This is a genomic window from Micromonospora sp. DT41, assembly GCF_049841715.1.
Taxonomy (GTDB): Bacteria; Actinomycetota; Actinomycetes; order Mycobacteriales; family Micromonosporaceae; genus Micromonospora; species Micromonospora profundi.
This window is the reverse complement of record NZ_JBNCKU010000035.1, coordinates 1-15,042: the sequence shown is the minus strand read 5'-3', so window position 1 is coordinate 15,042 and position 15,042 is coordinate 1. Positions and strand designations below refer to the sequence as shown.

The 15,042-nt window shown below is 66.4% G+C and carries 15 protein-coding genes and 2 pseudogenes; 3 read left to right on the top strand and 14 right to left on the bottom strand.

The features are described from left to right. Positions 1 to 162: 162 nt before the first annotated feature. From ACLQ23_RS31370 to ACLQ23_RS31330, 9 genes and pseudogenes are all read right to left on the bottom strand, one after another. Positions 163 to 1,692: a PIN-like domain-containing protein gene (locus tag ACLQ23_RS31370; protein WP_425881517.1), complete on the bottom strand. Its 1,530-nt coding sequence runs from the start codon at positions 1,690 to 1,692 to the stop codon at positions 163 to 165. Between the two features lie 131 nt (positions 1,693 to 1,823). Next, complete coding sequence (locus ACLQ23_RS31365; protein WP_425881516.1) at positions 1,824 to 3,260, bottom strand: tyrosine-type recombinase/integrase; 1,437 nt, start codon at positions 3,258 to 3,260, stop codon at positions 1,824 to 1,826. Then, positions 3,257 to 3,442 carry a helix-turn-helix transcriptional regulator gene (locus tag ACLQ23_RS31360; RefSeq protein ID WP_030329852.1) on the bottom strand — a complete coding sequence of 62 codons (186 nt, stop codon included), beginning with the start codon at positions 3,440 to 3,442 and terminating at the stop codon, positions 3,257 to 3,259. The genes ACLQ23_RS31365 and ACLQ23_RS31360 overlap by 4 nt, the downstream gene beginning before the upstream one ends. Further along, positions 3,439 to 5,193 carry a replication initiator gene (locus tag ACLQ23_RS31355; protein ID WP_425881515.1) on the bottom strand — a complete coding sequence of 585 codons (1,755 nt, stop codon included), beginning with the start codon at positions 5,191 to 5,193 and terminating at the stop codon, positions 3,439 to 3,441. The genes ACLQ23_RS31360 and ACLQ23_RS31355 overlap by 4 nt, the downstream gene beginning before the upstream one ends. After that, positions 5,190 to 5,726, bottom strand: coding sequence for a DUF2637 domain-containing protein (locus ACLQ23_RS31350; RefSeq protein ID WP_425881514.1), 537 nt, complete (start codon positions 5,724 to 5,726; stop codon positions 5,190 to 5,192). The genes ACLQ23_RS31355 and ACLQ23_RS31350 overlap by 4 nt, the downstream gene beginning before the upstream one ends. Continuing rightward, positions 5,723 to 5,911: a hypothetical protein gene (locus ACLQ23_RS31345; protein ID WP_112671649.1), complete on the bottom strand. Its 189-nt coding sequence runs from the start codon at positions 5,909 to 5,911 to the stop codon at positions 5,723 to 5,725. Before ACLQ23_RS31345 ends, ACLQ23_RS31350 begins: the two co-directional genes overlap by 4 nt. Before the next feature lie 3 nt (positions 5,912 to 5,914). Then, positions 5,915 to 6,169, bottom strand: a complete 255-nt coding sequence (locus ACLQ23_RS31340) for a hypothetical protein (RefSeq protein ID WP_425881513.1) — start codon at positions 6,167 to 6,169, stop codon at positions 5,915 to 5,917. Then, positions 6,166 to 7,760 (bottom strand): annotated as a pseudogene (locus ACLQ23_RS31335) (FtsK/SpoIIIE domain-containing protein). The gene ACLQ23_RS31340 and the pseudogene ACLQ23_RS31335 overlap by 4 nt, the downstream one beginning before the upstream one ends. 175 nt (positions 7,761 to 7,935) lie before the next feature. Beyond that, positions 7,936 to 8,331: a transcriptional regulator gene (locus ACLQ23_RS31330; RefSeq protein ID WP_425881512.1), complete on the bottom strand. Its 396-nt coding sequence runs from the start codon at positions 8,329 to 8,331 to the stop codon at positions 7,936 to 7,938. Positions 8,332 to 8,453: 122 nt separating this feature from the next. On the opposite strand from ACLQ23_RS31330, the gene ACLQ23_RS31325 reads away from it, so the two are divergent. Together ACLQ23_RS31325 and ACLQ23_RS31320 are read left to right on the top strand one after the other, a co-directional pair. After that, positions 8,454 to 8,999, top strand: coding sequence for a hypothetical protein (locus ACLQ23_RS31325; RefSeq protein ID WP_425881511.1), 546 nt, complete (start codon positions 8,454 to 8,456; stop codon positions 8,997 to 8,999). Positions 9,000 to 9,847: 848 nt separating this feature from the next. Continuing rightward, the gene (locus ACLQ23_RS31320; RefSeq protein ID WP_425881510.1) at positions 9,848 to 10,291 is read left to right on the top strand and encodes a hypothetical protein; all 444 of its coding nucleotides are present in this window, start codon (positions 9,848 to 9,850) and stop codon (positions 10,289 to 10,291) included. Here the strand turns inward: ACLQ23_RS31320 and ACLQ23_RS31315 are convergent. From ACLQ23_RS31315 to ACLQ23_RS31300, 4 genes are all read right to left on the bottom strand, one after another. Then, complete coding sequence (locus ACLQ23_RS31315) at positions 10,281 to 11,057, bottom strand: glycosyltransferase family 2 protein (protein ID WP_425881509.1); 777 nt, start codon at positions 11,055 to 11,057, stop codon at positions 10,281 to 10,283. The two genes, ACLQ23_RS31320 and ACLQ23_RS31315, sit on opposite strands and share 11 nt — an antisense overlap. Beyond that, positions 11,045 to 11,866, bottom strand: coding sequence for a GntR family transcriptional regulator (locus ACLQ23_RS31310; RefSeq protein ID WP_425881508.1), 822 nt, complete (start codon positions 11,864 to 11,866; stop codon positions 11,045 to 11,047). The genes ACLQ23_RS31315 and ACLQ23_RS31310 overlap by 13 nt, the downstream gene beginning before the upstream one ends. Before the next feature lie 149 nt (positions 11,867 to 12,015). After that, positions 12,016 to 12,261 (bottom strand): precorrin-4 C11-methyltransferase, encoded by a 246-nt coding sequence (locus ACLQ23_RS31305; RefSeq protein ID WP_425881507.1) that lies wholly within the window; start codon positions 12,259 to 12,261, stop codon positions 12,016 to 12,018. A 91-nt stretch (positions 12,262 to 12,352) separates the two neighbouring features. Next, a complete protein-coding gene (locus tag ACLQ23_RS31300) occupies positions 12,353 to 12,688 on the bottom strand; it encodes a hypothetical protein (RefSeq protein ID WP_425881506.1) in 336 nt (111 codons plus the stop codon). A 551-nt stretch (positions 12,689 to 13,239) separates the two neighbouring features. On the opposite strand from ACLQ23_RS31300, the gene ACLQ23_RS31295 reads away from it, so the two are divergent. After that, positions 13,240 to 13,662, top strand: coding sequence for a GntR family transcriptional regulator (locus ACLQ23_RS31295; protein ID WP_425881505.1), 423 nt, complete (start codon positions 13,240 to 13,242; stop codon positions 13,660 to 13,662). 251 nt (positions 13,663 to 13,913) lie between these two features. Here ACLQ23_RS31295 and ACLQ23_RS31290 read toward each other — a convergent pair. Beyond that, positions 13,914 to 14,864, bottom strand: a pseudogene (locus ACLQ23_RS31290) (HsdM family class I SAM-dependent methyltransferase); the annotation flags it as partial. Positions 14,865 to 15,042: the final 178 nt, after the last annotated feature.

Here is a 15,042-nt window from a genome sequence, read left to right as displayed (position 1 = left end):
GAACCCAACCGCATCGACAATGAACGATCACACGCGCGGGGCCGGAACGCCCGACATCAGCCGTGAACGATCGAGGTTAGCGGCCGCCTCCCAACGTCTCAATGTCGCCGCGCTCCTCGCAAACCGCCCACCGTTGCGACCGCCCCGCTACCAGGAGGGCTCTCATTCCCCTGTCTCGGTCCCGGAATACCCGTCGGCACGTAGTTCGCTCGACTTGGTCCAGGTTGTGGTGCCGTCGGCGAATAGCAGCTCCACTTGCGCTTCGCCGCCCTCCTCGTCTGATTGGCGAATGTCCGCCACCCTCGCTCTGCCGTACTCGCCGTGGATCACCCACGAACCAACGGAGACAGCGCCGCCGCCACTCGCTTCGACAACCCCTCGGGTGACTGCGCTGCTCAACCCCAACGACCAGTCTTGGAGCATCTCTACCTGGCGGCTGGCGGACTTCGCGAGCGACAGCATGCGCGTTCGAGAAGGACGTCCACGCCAGCTCAGACGAACGGAGTCCTTCAAAGTGGAGTGATCACCTGATCGCAGCACATCTATTGCCGCCTGCAGATCCGATAGCTCTACCGCAACTTCCTCGGCCTGCAGCCGAAGATCATCTAGGCGCCGCTGGTGCGAGCCTCTGCCCGCCCCCTCTTTGTGCTGCGAATCTAGTTCATAGACGAACAAGTCCGTAGCTCTTTGCAGGCGCTCACTCTCCGAGCGGAGATCCTCGATTTGCCGTGATGCAATTTCGACCATTGTCTCTAGCATCGCAGCTTGAACAAAGATCGTGCGAGAGGAATCCTGGGAGGCTTGCACGGCAGAACTCTCCGCTTGGCGAATCGTCTCCTCACTGACAGCTGTTTCGAGGAAGGACCTCGCGTGGTACAACAGCGATTGAGTCTGCATGATAATCGCCGAAACGCCTGCAAAGTCTTTTGCTTCAGCAATCAGGCGCGGATGACCACAGATGGTCTGACCCTTCAGGCGGAGGAACCAGTCCTCCTTCGCGTCTCTCGTCACTAAGAGCAAAGGCAGCTTGCGCATCGCTGCCTCCTTCAAGGTTTGGTACCAGACGAGATAATCGCCGGTAGGATCATCTTTGCTGCCATCCCTGTAACCTGGAGGTTCTTGCGCCTCGACGCGCCGCAATGCCTCCTCTCGAACAGCAGCCAACTCACCGGCATCTAGGGACTCACCGACCCGCCCGGCAAATAGGCGTTGGAGCCGCTCAAGGATTGGATCCTCGGCGAAGCCACCCGGCGAACCGTGGGCCGACCGCAGCTCAGTCATTACTCGTTCTGCATCGTCTAAACCTCGGGACACAAGTTGCAACAACTCGTCACGCGCTTCCTTAGGAAGAAGAACACGCTTGGCGAGTTCCCTGATCTTCGAGATCACAGTGGACTGGGAGAGGCGCACCTCATCAATGGTCTTCAGGACTTCCTGGTAGCTTTCCTCCTGACTCGACATGACGCTGAGTCGGTTCCGGTGAAATTCGAGGCGGACTTGATGCGGCACCCAAAGCCGCTCACCGATTTGCTCCAGCACCTCGAAAAGTTCGGTCCTCGCCGGGGCGGCAAAGCGATATAGCTCAAGCAGAACGTTGCTGTCAAGCACCACCAGTCCCCTGGTGATGGCCGCCTTAATCGCCTCGGCATCCGGAACAAGGTAATGCTCGAACCCATCACTCAGGCCAGACATCAGGATTCACCCACAACCGTCGAGCCCGACAGGAAGGAACGCCAGCGTACGACAACGCGGAGGTGGGCCGCCAGCGGATAAGACGGGCATTGTGGTCAGAGTTGAGCGTGCAAAAGCCACGGATGAATCAGTCATCCGAGGGCGTCGCCGATCTTGTCGTTCATGGTGTCGTCTCCCCCGTCGATGCAGTTGGCGTAGACGCGGAGCAGGACGGCGACACCGTGGCCCAGGCGCCGGGCTACCTCGGTCGGCGGGACGCCGGCATTCAGCCAGAGCGAGGCCGCCGCGTGCCGCAGGTCGTAGGGTCGGCGGACGAGCGGCGACGCGACCTGCGATTCAGTCAGCGCCTTCTCGCGGGCGAACTTCCACCACCGGTCGTAGACCGACTCGGAGAGCGGCCCACCGTGCAGGCCCCGGAAGAACCGACCGTCCGGGCCGACCCCGTGATTCTCGACGTGCGCGCACAGCAACTCGACGAGCCGGGGCGGGATCGGGACCGTACGAGTCTCAGCCCCTCCCCGGTGCTTGAGTCCGCGCCGCTCGTGCGAACCGCCATCATCGGTCCAGTGCGACCCGGCGCGCGGTGAGGTGCCGGCGAGCACCAGGCGACCCCAGCGATATTCGATCTTCTCGTGCTCGCAGGACCGGGAAGGCTTGACCGCCGCCAAGTCATCGAAGTCGGTCCCGCAGTCGGCGCACCGGCCGGCAAGGTCGCAATCTTCCCGCCGTAGGTCTGCGGCTTCCGAGGGACGCATCCCCGCGTAGTAGAGGCAGCCGAAGAACGCGGTGACCTTGTCGGCGCGTTTGCCGAGAGATTTCACCGCCTCCAGCAGCATGGCGACCTGGGCCGGGTTCGCCACCACCCGCCGGTCGATGGACTGCGCGACCTCGGGGGCCGTCCACTGGACCCGGTCGACCGGGTTGGAGGCGATCAGCTCCAGCTCGACGGCGTACCCGAGAACGTTGTAGAAGGTGGCTCGCTTCCGCTGGACGGTGGAGGCAGCCGCGGGCTTGCCGTCGAGGCGTACGCACAGGCTGTCGAGGACGCGGCGAACCATCGCGGGCGAGTCCAGCTCGACGACCGGGAGGGAAGCCGTTTCCAGCCAGGTCAGCGCCGCCGCGTGTTCGGGTGGGATCTCGTCGGACCAGCGGCGTGGGTTGAGGCCGTAGAGGTACAGCGCCTCACGGAGCAGAGCGTCAGTCGGTCGGCCTCGCTTTGCAGGGCGGGTCAGGGTCACCGTGATGGAGGTCAGCGCTTCGACGATCGAGCGCCGGGTCTTGGCCGCCGCCCGGGGCCACTTCATCTCGACGTACGCGCGGCTGTGCGCGTACCAGGTGGTGGGGTTCTTGGTTCTCGCCTCGGAGACCGGGCGGCCGGTGGCCAGGTCGAAGGGCTCCCCCGCGTTGGCCGCCTGGACCAGCTCGGCGCGGAACGAGTGCGCCAGGGCCTTCGTACGGAACATGTCCTCGAAGCGTTGGCCACTCACCGCCCAACGGACCCGCCACGGCCGAGCTTTCCGGTCGGCGCGCTTAGTGATTTCCCAGATCTGGACCTCGTAACTCTTCACGCGGCGTCCTGCTCCAGGTCGCCGAGCCACCGACCGAGCGCCGACCGGCGGACCCGCAGCTGCCCGTTCGGGAGCTTGATCACCCGTGGTCCCTTGCCGGTCTGCCGCCAGTAGAACCAGGTCGAGCGCGGTACGCGCAGCTCGGCGAGCACTTCCGGCACGGTCAACAACTCCTCGTTCACTGCGTTTCCTCCCCGTCGTGCTGTGCGCTGTGCTGAGTTGCCGAAAGATCTGGAGTCTCCTGCGCGGCGCGGTCCTTGGCGGCGAGCAGTTCGGATCGCCAGCGGGCGCGTTCGCTGATCGACCGCATGAGCCGGTGGGTCATGGGGCCGACGTCCGGGTCGTCAGGTCGGGCAAGTTCCCAGGCGTGGCGGACCCGTTCGGTGGTGTCGCCCTGGTCGTCGACAAGCTGCGTGCCGTCGGTGGTGACGCCGAGCAGTGCCCGGACCCAGGCCCGCGCGTCGTGCTTGTGGTCGGCGAGGGTCTTGCCGGACCAGTCACGGGAGATGAGGATGCGCCGGCCGCCGATGCCGAGGGTGTCGCGCTGGTGGACCTTGCCCTTGCAGCGGCCGGGCTTCAGCCTGGCGTGCGCCTTCTTGGGCTGGACGCCGTAGAGCAGCCAGTTGGCGCACCGGTCGGTGCAGGGGGTGAGCTGGAGTTGCTGCCAGAGCCGGTCGAGGTGCTTGCGTTGCCGGGCGGTGGCCGCCTTGTGGCAGTCGCCGGTGTGCTTGGTGATGTATTTCGTGACGTACCGGATGGTCCGTTCGGCGTCCTCGGTGCCGGGCATGACGCCGCGGGCGTCGACCTGGGCACCGAAGCGCACAACGTGCACCGGTTCCGCGTCGGGGTCGTCGTCGATGGTGTCGAGGGCTTCCGTCCAGGTGGTCAGCGGCTCGCGGGTGTCCGGGTCGACCCATGCCGTCGCCTGCTCGTCCCAGATCGGGAGCCGGTCGAGGTTGTAGCGCTGGACGTCGACCGAGGGCCACCACACCTGGTGATAGGTGGCAGCCGCCACGGTGCGGAGCACGTCCCGAGAGATGGTGCCCCGGATGGCGAAGTGGGCGTGCGGTGCGAGACGCCGTTGCGGCTCGACGCAGCCGGCGTACTGGACGTTCCAGCCCTCGCACCGCCGAAGGTTCTGCCAGAACCGGTCGAGCAGCCGGGGGAAGTGGACCGCGTCCCAGGCTGCGCGGCGGTAGTCGTACCTGGCCGGGTTGACGGGGGTGCCGTCGGGGCGGACCGGGCCATACGAGTCGAGGGTGAGCGTGAGCCACATCGACGGTTGGTAGGTCGAGCCGTCCGGGGCGGTGTAGGTCTTGCCGACGGTGCGCCGCTCGACCTTGCGCCGAGGCAGTTCGGGAGCATCTTGGCGCCGCTTGGTGGAGCGCTTGCGCCGTGGGCAGGGCTCGTCGTCCTGGTCCTCGTCGGCGGTGGCGTGGGGTGGTCCGACGCGCCCGCGTAGGCCCTCAGCGGTGATGGCTTCCTCTACCTCGCGGATTGCCTCGTCGAGGTCGGTCACCTGGTCCCACTGGGCGGCGCGTACGGCCTCGTCGCGGGAGAACTCCAGGTGTGCGCGGAACAGGATCAGGGACTTCTGCGCCTCGGTGGCGGGTTCCGGACCGGGTAGGGGCTCGTCGTCGCGGTGCCAGCCCTCGCGGATCTGCGCTTGCCGTAGCCGGCGGTTCTTCTTGGCGCACGGCGGGCACTTGTCCTCGCGGGTCGCGCCGCAAGGCAGGTCGATGACCTCGGTCAGGCCGGTGTCGAGGTCGGTGCGACGCATCGCCAGGGGGCGGACGCAAACGCCGTACTCGATGGCGATGTCTTTGAGGACATCGATCGAACGGGGTAGCGCCATGCGGGCCGCCCGCGACCCCGGCCGAGGAGCAACCGGGGTCGGGGCGGGTTCGAGACCGGGCAGGGTTGGAACCGTCATCGGATGATCCCGACGACCTGGGGCCGGTTGGGGTGGACGACGCCGACCGGAGGTAGCACCGCGGCTGATGCCGGCGGCATCACCGGAGCCGGCGGCGCGGGTTCGACAGGCTGCGGCTCGTCATACCAGTCGCCCTGTGGCTGATCGGGCTCCGGTGCCGGCGGGGTGGTGGGTGCGCTGGATAGGACGACCTTGACCAGGGCGAGGAAGGCCAGCGACGGCACCGCGGCGACGATCCAGCCCCAGACGGACGGTTCGGCTTCGGCGACCTGCGCGGCGAGGGAGAGCAGCGCGAACGCGATCAGGAGGACGCCGACCAGGCCGACGGGTCGACCGTTGCGGCGGCGGGCGCGGATTTCCAGGCCGAGGTAGATGGCCATCAGCTCGACGGCTACGGCGTTGGCCCAGCCGATCCAGTCGGGTTGGCCGTGGGCCACGGTCAGGTCGTGGACGTGGGTGAAGGCGGCAGCGCCGGCCATGGTGCCGACAACGAGCAGGATCAGCACGCGGATGCCGGATTCAGCGCGGATCATCGGCCGCCCCTGGTGTCGCGGACGGTCAGGATGATGCAGATCTGTTGGCCGTTGAGGTCGCGGCGGCGGTTGACCATGTGCGCCAGGCCGTGCAGGGCACCGGCGAGCCGGTCCGGGGAGCCGTTGAGTTCGATGTGCAGCGGCTTGAGGCGGTGGGTGCCGAGGAAGAAGCTCTTGAGGGACATCGGTTACCTCCGGGCCGGGGCGACGCGGGTACGGATGTGCTCGGGTGGCTCGCCGTGGGAGGCCACCGCTTCCGAGAGGCAGCGCCACAGGGCCCACGCCTCGTCGGGGGTCAGGTACATGCGGCGCCGGCCGCCGCCGACGGCGAGATAGACCGGGTACGGATCGGGCCGGGCGGGGTCGACGCGGACGGACACGGCCGTACTGGCAGAGCCGTCGGTGCCCGGAGCGCGCAGCCGGTAGAAGGTCGGGGTGGTCACCGCGGCTCACCCCCGTCGGCGTCCCGGTCGAGGAAGTTCAGCAGCGAGTCCGGTAGCAGGGGTCCGCGACGCTGCCGGGGCAGGGGCGGCCGGGCCGGTTCGGTGGCGGTCTCCCGGCCGACCTGTGCGAGGATGTCCGCCGCGTCGGCCGGTGCCGGGTACTCGGCGGCCAACTCCCGGATGTGGTCGTCGGAGATGTAGGAGAAGCGGACCCGGGCCGGCTCGGGGTGCCGTCGAGGATCACGTAGCCGACGCCCTTGGCCCAGCGCGGCATCTGGTCGGCGAGGGCACCCCGGTTGCGGGCACCGTCGCCCAACACGAGGTCGACCTGAGCGGCCTCGGTAAGGCCGAGCGCGATGCGGGTCGGAAACAAGTCCCGGAACGGCAGTACCTCCTTGCGGGGGTCCTGCAACGCGGCCACCACCAGGACGCCGACGCCGGCACCCTGCGACAGCAGCAGCCCGAGTGAGCCGGCGATGCGCTTGCGCAGGTCGACGTCCTGGAGGTACGCGGTCAGTGCCGCCATCTCGTCGATGACGACCACGACCAGGGGGTCAGCCAGGGTCGGAGTGTGCACCCGCACCGCGCCGGCAAGCCGGGTCTGCCGCTCCCGCATCACTGTCACGGCCTCGTCGAGCAGGTCGGCCATGGCCTCGAACGACTTGCAGGCGAACCGGGCGAACAACGGCCGGCCCATGGCGAACTCCATGCCGCCCTTGGGATCGATCACCCAGAGCCGGACCAGCCCGGACGAGATCCCGCCGGCCAGGACCCGGACCAGCGACCACAGCACGGAGCCCTTCCCGGAGCGGGTGGCACCTCCGATGAGGACGTGCGTGGCGAGCAGGTGCAGGCACCAGTGCCGCAGGTCTTCCCGTCGCGCCAGGGGTAGAGCGGTGAAGTCGGGCACCGATGGGACGTCGAACGGGTCGACCAGGGTGCGCAGCGCGTCCGTGCGGACCACCACGAGGTAGACCACCGACGGCCTGTCCCGGAACCGCAGCCGGTCCACCGCGCCCAGCACCAGCGCCCAGTAGCCCGACCGGATCGGCGGGTCATCGGGACGTTCGGAGTAGACCCGGGCGTGCCGCCGGCCGAAGGCGTACGCCAGGTTTGCCGTTGCCTTCTGGAATTCCTCGGGCGTCTGGCCGCGGACCATGCGGATGGTCAGCACGTCGAGCGCCTGATCCGAGCGGACCCGCAGCAGCTCCGGAAGGACCGTGCGATGGTCGTACACTTTGGCCAGCCGGCAGAGGGTCATGGCCTCACGCCAGGCCCGGCGGTAGACGAAGAGCTGACGGAACCGGCCGAGGATCGGACCGGCGCACCAGGTCCACCAGGACGACTCGTGCCGCCACCGCCACAGCGCCGACACGGCAGCGGCCAGGACCACGGGCACGATCACGCCGGTCCGGCCGAACTCGCGGTAGAGGATCACCCCGGCCACGACCAGGCCGACGGCGACCGGATGGCGAAGACACCACCACAAGCCCCGCCACAGCCACCGCAGCACCAGGCCGAGCGCGATCAGCCAGACCGGCAGCTCCAGCCTGCGCGGGCGGATCACCATCAGGTCCCCGGCGGTGGTCATCACGACGTCGCCACGCGGCCGGCGCATCATCGCGCACCCGCCACTGTGGGCCGCCGCAGGACGGCAGGCATACCCTTGGACATGTCACTACCTCTCTCGACAGAGCAGGGGAAAGAGACAGAGGGCGGGGCTGCCGTCCGCCAAGACCTGACAGCCCCGCCCCCACCAGATGCGGCTACTGCGCCGCCTTCGTCGCCACGCCCGCCGGGGCACGCATCCCGGTCGCCCGCAGCGAGTAGGCCATCCGGTTGTTGTTGCCCACGTACGGCGTGACGGTCATGCCCTCGAACTCCACCGCCTCGAACGGGGCACCCGTCGGCGGGACCGGCTGGTAGTCCGCCGAGATCTTCACTGTCGTCTCCCGCGACCGCTTCCCCAGCTCCGGATCCAGGTCCATCACCCGGACCTGCCACACCCGCTGGCCGGTCAGCTTGTCCTTCGCCGGGCTACGCCGACCGGTCTTCTCGTCGTAGTCCTCGACCTCGCCCAGGGACTCGGGCACCAGCGCGCACCCCGCCGGGAACACGTCCTCACACCGCACCGCGAACCTCGTGCCGCCTCGCAGAGCCATCGCTCAACCTCCAACTTGTTAACTTGTCTGCCAAGTTGGATCCAAGGTAGACGGCACTTGGCAGACAAGTCAACAACCTTGTGGACGCCTTGGGGTTGAGCCGCAGGATTAGCCTGCCGCTCGTGGATACCGCTGAGCTGCAAGCCGCCGGCAACTTCGTCGCGCTGGCATTGACCGGAGGTGGCCTTCTCTGGTCGATCTACACCCGCAACCAAGAGCGAAGAGAGAACGAAGCAGGGCAGGCGCGGACCATCACAGCGGTTGTAGAACTTCGGCGATGGCTCGAAGTTCCAGCTGGACTAGACGATGTGGCCCGCCCATCGGTCAGAGTCGTCGTCACCAACCATGGCGCTGCGCCGATCCTCGACCTCAGCGTTACGGCACGGGCATCCGTGACCCGAAGTGAGCGCCCAAGGCCCCGGCGCGCACACATCGACGTACTGCCAGGAGGCAAGGACTTCGTGGCCGTCCTCGACATCCCTGACCGCATCCCGTACTTCGAGGAAGGCCCGCTGATCGAGGTTGATGCAACGGTCACGTTCACTGATGCGGCCGGGCGCAGGTGGACTCGGAGTGGGCTGGAACCGCCGCGCCGCCTCATCGACCGCCCACGGCGGTGGAATTGGCCTGGAAGTCGGGAACGGGCATTCGCTGCTCAGCGCCACTGAGGGGTCTTGACCCTGAGTAGCGCGATGGCCCCACCGAGGCAAGCGGAGGGGCCATCGACCCGCTGGGCTGCTCGATCCCATGAACAAACCTACGGGCATCCGATCGCAGCAAGCCGTAGTTGGCGTCTTGCTGCGCTCTCTTAGTGTGCCACAAGCGGGACGTTTAATCTAGACAATCTAAACCTGGCTTTCTCTGGCTCTAAATCATCTAGCTTCTTCCACATCCCGCCAGGTGCCCTTACTTGGCGCTTAAATCAGAGTGCTCTTTGCCGCACCGTTTTGGTAATCCTTGAATCTCAAACTTAAATCTCTATGGAATATAGTTGCAAGGCGAGCTTGAGCGTCGTCAGCAATCACGGTTCACCCGCCCTGACCAGGGAAAATGTTGTTCGGACGGCCCGCACAACACTCCCGGCATGAGACTACGGACATGGCGTCGACAGGTTACCCATCGCGGGTCACCCCTCCTTGTAGATCCTTCTCGGCGGAGGGTCTATACAATAGGCAACGCATTGGCTAATGTGGTCGATGCCGCAAGGCGTGAAGGGCGGAGGCAAGCCGCCCTCTAAACCCGCCCGAAGGCCAACGAGCTGGCTGCTCGATCCCATTATTTATCTACGAAAGGTTATCTGCATGACTGAGTTCAGCCTTACTATCCGCGCCTCCAGGATCGTGGTGATCTACATCCTGGTGACGATCATGCTGGTTGCGGGCGTGACCCCTCAGCTGATGTAGCGCTGGGAAGGCGCGAGGGCGGGACCACGCGTGGAGGTCCCGCCCCTCACCCGTGGCTTAGCGTGATCAAATGCTTCTGATACCTCCCCATTTTGCTGGGTACTGACGACCTCATGGCGGATGAGAAGCAGGCGCTTGCGGCTGATGAGGCGCACACCAGGCCGGTGGGGTTGGATGACACGACCATTGAGGCGCTAGGCGAGCTGAGCAAGGCCCTTGAGACGATTTACCGGGTGCGCGGTCACCTGTATTCGGCGCACCAGCTCGTCGGCGGCGCGGATCTCACCCTTGACCGGGTGGTGAAGCTGCTCCGCGAGGCCGGGCACGACGAGGTGGCCGACCGGGTCGAGCACGAGCTGTTGGGGCGAAACCTGCTACCTGGCCGCTGGACGTTCCAGATCGTAGAGGAGTTCGACGACGGCTACTACGCCGCGTTTCAGGAGATTGAGCGGGACGCGCGGGAGAAGCTGGCCGGCGGTCGGCGGCACATCTTCGAGGCGGAGATGAAGGAACGGCGGCGTACCCACGGGATGCCGGGGCACGAAGCTACGCCGTAGCGCTGCCGTCGAAACCGTTCGGGATCATCGAGGCCAGGGCGTTGGCGCGAGCCTCAATGATCCTCATCCGTGCCTGGTACTCGGCGGGTTCCCGGTGTGCGGCCTGGCTGGTGACCTGGCCGGGCCACTTCCGGTAGAGCAGGCCGTATTCGCGGGTGAAATAGCCCGCGGTGACCGCGTTGGCGGCGAGCAGGAGGCCGGTGTCCTCGGAGGCCGGCAGCGCCATCCAGCCGCCCAGGGCGAAGACGAGATCCCGGCGCAGGCACAGGGTCGCCGGGTGCACCGATGCCCGGTAGTCGTTGGCCTTCCAGAACGACAGGACCGAACCGCGGTCGATGACTCCGCCGGCCGGATCTTTGTCCCAACCGGCGGTCGACCCGTCGGGTAGCAGGTCGAGTACCCGCGAGGTGGTCCAGCCAATCTGCGGGTGCGCGTCGAACGCGGCGATGTCTCGGGCGAGCGCGCCGGGGGTCAGCTGGTCGTCGGCGTCCAGGACCTTGATGAGTTGCCCGGAGACGCGGGCAAGCGCGAGGGTACGGGCAACACCGGGCCCACCGGGGCGGCCGGTGCCGAGACTGATCCGGGGATCGTCGGGCAACGCGTCGACCAGGGCGCCGGTCTGCCCGTCCTCTTGGACGAGCCATTCCCAGTCCCAGCCGTCCGGCATCTCCTGTTTGGCCAACGACTCGTAGGCGCCGGGCAGATGCTCGATGCTGGGCGCGTGGACCGGGGTGATGACCGAGACGAGCTGCGTCAAGTTTTCCACCGCTGGAGTTTGTGGGAGTAGACAAGCTCGGTGCGGTCACCTGGCATCACCACGTCGGCGACCTCGACGACCCGACCGGTGGTGTCGGTCGAGGTCTTCCGCACGGTGAGCACGGAGACGCCCGGGTCGATGTCCAGCAGCTCGGCCTCATCAGGCGACGGCGGGCGGGCGCGGATCTCGTCGTCGATCCGGGCCAACTCGATGCCCAGCGTGTAGAGCTGATGTTGCGTGCCGCCCGGCCACGGCTCCTTGCCTGCGTCGAGCAGGTCCGGGTTCGCGGCCACCAGGTCGTAGGGCAGGTAGGAGTACGACACGGTCAGCGGCGCATTCTCATGCCGGGAGGACGTCCAGTAGACCCGGCGCAGCAGCGGCGTACCCGGCTCGACCTGCAAGGCCGCCGCCATCTCCGTATCCGCCTCCACCCGGGAGTACTCGGCGTGGAACTTCAGGTCGTCGACGGTCAGGCCCGTGTCGTGCTCGGTGGCGCCAGTCTTCAGCCGCTCGGCCTCGTCGAGCAGGACGCGAGCCTTCTCCCACTGGTACCGCTCGTTGTTGCGACGGCGAACCCGCTGGCGGGGTGCCCGCACGTAGGTGCCGCGCCCCTGCTCCGCGCGGACCAGGCCCCATTCGCGGAGCTGTCGGATGGCGTTGCGGACACTGGTGCGTGACAGGCCGGAGGTGTCGGCCAGCTCGGTTTCGCTGGGCATCAGGGTGCCGGGGGCAAGTTCGCCGCTCACGATCTTCGCCCGCAACTCTTCCGCGAGTTGCAGGTAGCGAGGGCGCCAGTCCCGGCCTTGCACACCGGTCACCGTACCCCCTAGACGTTCCAACGTCTGCCAGGTGGTCCCGCCGGCGGGCCGCTCGGGAACCGGCGGTACGGCTACCGCTGCTCGCGGTACCCGCGCAGGGCGCAGGCTAGGAGTACGAGGAACGGCTGAGCCCCTACGCGCGTTGGCGTTCACGGCGCCTCTCCGGCCTGCTCGCCGCCATCCGCCGGTGTCAGCATCTCCAGCTGGGCGTAGACCAGCTCGTCAATGAGCCGGTCCACCTGGGCGCACGACAGAAGTACGGTCTGCGTCGCTCCGTAACGGGTCGCGTCGAGCTTCACGGCCAGGTCCCGGCGGGCGAACCGGTCGACGACCAGTTGGACGGTGACCCAGCCGGTCCGCTCCCGTCCAATCGTGGAGAGAAGCCCGCGGTGCATCGGGTCGTTCGGTCCACAGCCTCGACACCAGACCGGGCACACGACCGGCGCGATGGACGACGGCGACGGCCTCTCTGGGCCGGCAGCGCCCTCACTCATCGCTCGCCCCCTGTTGTCCAGTGGCCTGCGCCAGCGATCCGCGTAGTTGCTCAACCAGTTGGGCTGCCTGCGGCAAGGACAACTCCGCCCAGGCGTTCCCGGCCCGGCACGTCACATGAACACCGACCATGGGAACGCCCAGAGCCTCACTGCTGATGAGGTACGTGACGACAAGGCCGCCCGCCCGACTGTCGCCGACCCGCTGCATGGGGCCGCGATGGCGGCGGGCCATATGCGTCATCACCGGCGGCACCAGGTAGCCGCAGCGATCCGGGGCGCACCAGTCCGGGTGGCTCGTGACGGCGGCCGGTTTGTTCGTACGACTCATCGCGCCCACCGCCCGCCGTTGCCTCGGAAGAGCTGTGCCCGCGTCATCAAGGGCGCATGCCGGATCGCAGGCAGTTCGCGGGTGACACCCGTCGACCACTGCGGCGAGGAGGTAGTAGATCCTGCGCGTGGACTTGACTGGACGTTGCTGGTGTCACGCCGGGCAGATGGGAGCCTCCGAGACCACCAGGACGAGAACCAACGGTGTCGACGATGAGAGCCGGACATCGCACCTCCACAGGTAGGCGGGGACCGGTGGCCAGCCACGGGGGAATGCGGCCAGCCACCGGCCCGGATGAAGGCACGGCGCACCGTCCGACTCCGGACGGGTCGGGTATCGCCGAGCCAACTTGTCCGCGCGGCTACCGCAACCGGTCCGACAGGACGCCGCGCATCGGGTGCGACCAGGGCCGACGCAAACAACCTCTAATACGGGCCGTCACCCCAGCCGCACACCCAGGAAACGTATCTACAAGTGGACGAGTTGTCTAGGCGTCGAAACGGGTCACTTGGTTGGCACTTGGTAAGACAAGTGCCAGGTACGGTGGGCGGGTGCCCACCCCGCACTACGGACAGCCCCGCTACCGCGCCATCGCCGACGAGTTGAGAGAGCGCATCAAGAGCGGCGCCATCCCACCTGGCGCCTTCCTGCCGGCAGAAAGCGTCCTCACCGCCGAGTTCAAGGTAAGTCGCGGAACGATTCGCCAGGCCATATCCGCTCTGCGAAAAGATGGCCTCGTCGCCACCGAACACGGTCGGGGCACCTATGCGAACGCCCAGTTTCACGCGCAGAGTTCCCATCACCGCGCAAATCCCCGGACAAGACAACGCGAGGTTTCCGCAGACGAGGGATTGGCAGAACTGTTCGATGTTGAGGTCGGAGCACCTCTGATCGAGCAAGAAAGCGTTGTCCGAATAGGCAAGCGAGTAGCGACGGTCACCCGGGAGTACCGACTGGGGCCAGCCAGTTCCTGAACAACCGCTGATACGCGGCGCACGCAAAGTGCCCTTCCTGCGAGTCAAAGCAGCGCGGCGGGCAACGCTCCAGCATCACCGCCCGACGGTTTCCGGAAGCGTCTAGCAGACTGGAGCATGGCAAAACACGAAGGCGCTTAAGTCGTTACAAAGCCGCACCGGACTCCCGCATTTTGCATGTTTGCAGGGTTGCCACGCCAATGGCCAGCGGACACTCCGCACAATGAAATAACCGCGAGATCGATCTGAGATCAGGGCTCGATTCCTCGCTGAGGCTCCAAGCCGGGCCCCGTGCCTCCCACTGCCTCTTGGACCAGACGTAGCGCGCGCTCCAAGTCGTCCATCACCTGCTTGGACAATTCCTCGAACCTGTCGAGCGATGAAGGCTGGGCTTCACGAGTGACCCGCCAGAGCATGTCAAAACTACCGCCATCGCCAAGGAGCGCCTTCTCTTCGTACACCTTCCAGACGTCCGTCTCAAACGAAGAGTCGAGAGTGCCGTCCGGCGTGCCCTTGAAGCACTCGAGAAAGTCTTTGAGATCGCCATGGGTTAGGGGCCTCGATCGAAGCGAGAATCGACGGTCAGTTCGCAGATCGTAAGCCCAGATTCCTCTGCTGCCTGCGACCGGTACAGACCGGCCCCGCCGGAAGAACAGAACGCTCGCCTTAACGCCCTGCGCGTAGAACAGCCCCGTGGGCAGCCGAAGCACCGCACGGATCTCATTGTCTACAAGTAGTCGTTCGCGCAATACCGCAGCCGGGCCGGCTTCGTATAACACGTTGTCCGGAAGGATTACAGCAGCGCGACCGCCCATCTTGAGCGCAGAAAGAATGTGCTGGAGGAAGTTCAATTGTTTATTGGCGGTCTGGATCACGAAGTCTGGCCTACGTACGGTTAGTTCATCCGAAGAACGACCCGTGCGCCCGTCAGCCCCTGTATATGTGACGCTGCCCTTGATGCCGAAAGGAGGATTTGAAAGAACGACATCGACGCGCTTCGGGGGAGGCCGCTCAAGGCTATCGCCACGGGTAATGGGTATCCTGCGACTGCCGGAAGACCCACCGATGCCATGCAGATACAAATTCATGGCGGCAAGCCGAGCTACGTCTTCGACGAGCTCCGCTCCATAGAAGGCATCCCCCCGCAGGAAGTCTTCGCCCTCGACGTCCCCTTCCTTCAGATCCCTGCGCATGTAGCGGTGCGCACTAAGAAGGAAGCCACCCGTCCCGCACGCGGGATCACAAACAGACTCACCGACACTAAAGGATGTCTCGTAACTCGGTGAAGGCGTTGCCCGGCATGGGTGCTGGTGTCACCCCGCGAGGATGATGTTGTGGAGGTGGGCGATGCCGGAAGCGGTGTCGGTCAATGTGCTGGCG